Genomic DNA, 1,606 nt, shown 5'->3' with positions numbered 1-1,606 from the left:
ACATTATAGAATTTATAAAATTTTGGGGTGGGCAGGGCTTCCGCCTCGTTTTTGTTTTTGGTAAGGTTAGGATATGGAGACGAACGTGCTAAAACGAATCTTCTTTGATGAACATGGACATTGGGATCGGTTTGTTGCGAAGCATAAGAGCAAGCTTCGTCCTCATGTTCTAAAAGAAGTGGAGAAGTTCCGCAAATGCGGAGATCCCCGAAATGGATTTAAACTGCTGGTGTGCGAAGGATGCCATGATCTGCGGCTTGTTCCGTATCGCTGCAAAGGAAGATTCTGTACGACCTGTTCATGCGGAGAGACAGAAGAATGGGCACGGCTCCTGGAACAAGACGTATTCCAAGTGAACCATCGCCACGTCGTCTTCACGATCGATGAACGGTTGCGGGAAGTGTTTCTGCTTCATCGGGAAAAACTGCTGAAAGAATTTATGGATGAAGCGGTTCGTGTGGTCAAAGAGTATTTCGAGACGAAGCATCAGGTAACTCCCGGTATTATTGCTGGATTACATACGTTTGGGGCACGGCTTCACTTTAATCCCCACGTCCATATGCTGGTGACCATGGGCGGAATGGAGAAGAACGGTAAATGGAAAACGTATGACTTTGTGCCGTTCGGGATGTTGCGTAAGCAATGGCAGACCGTGGTGTTAAAGCTGATTCGCCGAAAGTTAAGCGACCAAGAGAAAAAGCAAGTACAATCCCGTTTGCAAAAAGCCTACTCCGAAAATGGGGAGGGCTTCTATGTGCATGCTCCGAAACAGAAAGGGAATGTCAAGCGGCAACTCGGATATATCGGGCGTTATATGAGAAGACCGGCGATCGCGGTGAGCCGGATCGAAGCGTATGATGGGGAAACGGTGACCTTTCGTTATCGGGATAAGACGGATGGGGAGGAGAAAACGGAGACCATCCCGGTGGAAGAATTCATCGGAAGGCTGATCCGACATATCCCGGATGAACACTTTAAGACGATCCGTTACTATGGGGTTTACTCGCGGCGGATCAAGAGCCTGTGCAAGAAGTTAGTCAGCGAGTGGCAAAAAGCGGCGAGAAGATGGATCGTCAAGGCAAAGCGGATATTGAAACGGAGAACGTGGAGCGAACGGGTCAAGGAGCAGACGGGGAAGCCGCCATGTTGTCCCAAATGCGAAAATTACTATGAATATAAGGGAGAAGCTTGTCTTGAGGATGGGAAATTGAAGGTGAAGTACGCGGTGTGCTCCACCTCAAAGGCATGTCTGGAAAGGATGATTCGGGATGTCACCGGTGTCCAGGAAACGAAAGGCAGCCAAGAAAAAGAAAAAGCCGCAGAGCGGGTTGCGTAGCAAAGAAACGATAAAATACATCTGTTTGCAATGCAGCAGCGAAGAAGAGATTCCGCTGAATGTCGTTCGGAATTTCGATGCAATGGATGATGGAGATCCGACCGTACCTCCGCAATTCTGTTGTGAAGAATGCGGCGGAGCGATGTATCCGGATTATTACAAAGGAGTTCATGGCTATGAATACAGGATAAATGATGTGAAAAAGTAGACTGGGGACAGGGGAAGAAGATCCCCATACCCCAGCTTACTTTGGTACGTATGAACGGAGAT

General features: G+C 48.3%; 2 protein-coding genes. Both read left to right on the top strand.

Annotation, left to right across the window (positions count from 1 at the left end; genetic code table 11):
• The first annotated feature begins 73 nt into the window (after positions 1 to 73).
• On the top strand, positions 74 to 1,336 hold the full coding sequence (locus KQI79_RS27250; protein ID WP_216541462.1) for an IS91 family transposase: 1,263 nt from the start codon (positions 74 to 76) through the stop codon (positions 1,334 to 1,336).
• On the top strand, positions 1,278 to 1,544 hold the full coding sequence (locus tag KQI79_RS27245; RefSeq protein ID WP_216541463.1) for a hypothetical protein: 267 nt from the start codon (positions 1,278 to 1,280) through the stop codon (positions 1,542 to 1,544). The genes KQI79_RS27250 and KQI79_RS27245 overlap by 59 nt, the downstream gene beginning before the upstream one ends.
• The last annotated feature ends 62 nt before the right edge of the window (positions 1,545 to 1,606 follow it).

The organism is Paenibacillus sp. MSJ-34, assembly GCF_018918005.1.
Lineage (GTDB): Bacteria > Bacillota > Bacilli > Paenibacillales > Paenibacillaceae > MSJ-34.
This window is presented reverse-complemented; position numbering and strand designations above follow the sequence as displayed.

Bases quoted from the DNA above. Each gene is read 5' to 3' on its own strand.
- KQI79_RS27250 (WP_216541462.1), top strand. From the start codon at position 74: ATGGAGACGAACGTGCTAAAACGAATCTTCTTTGATGAACATGGACAT.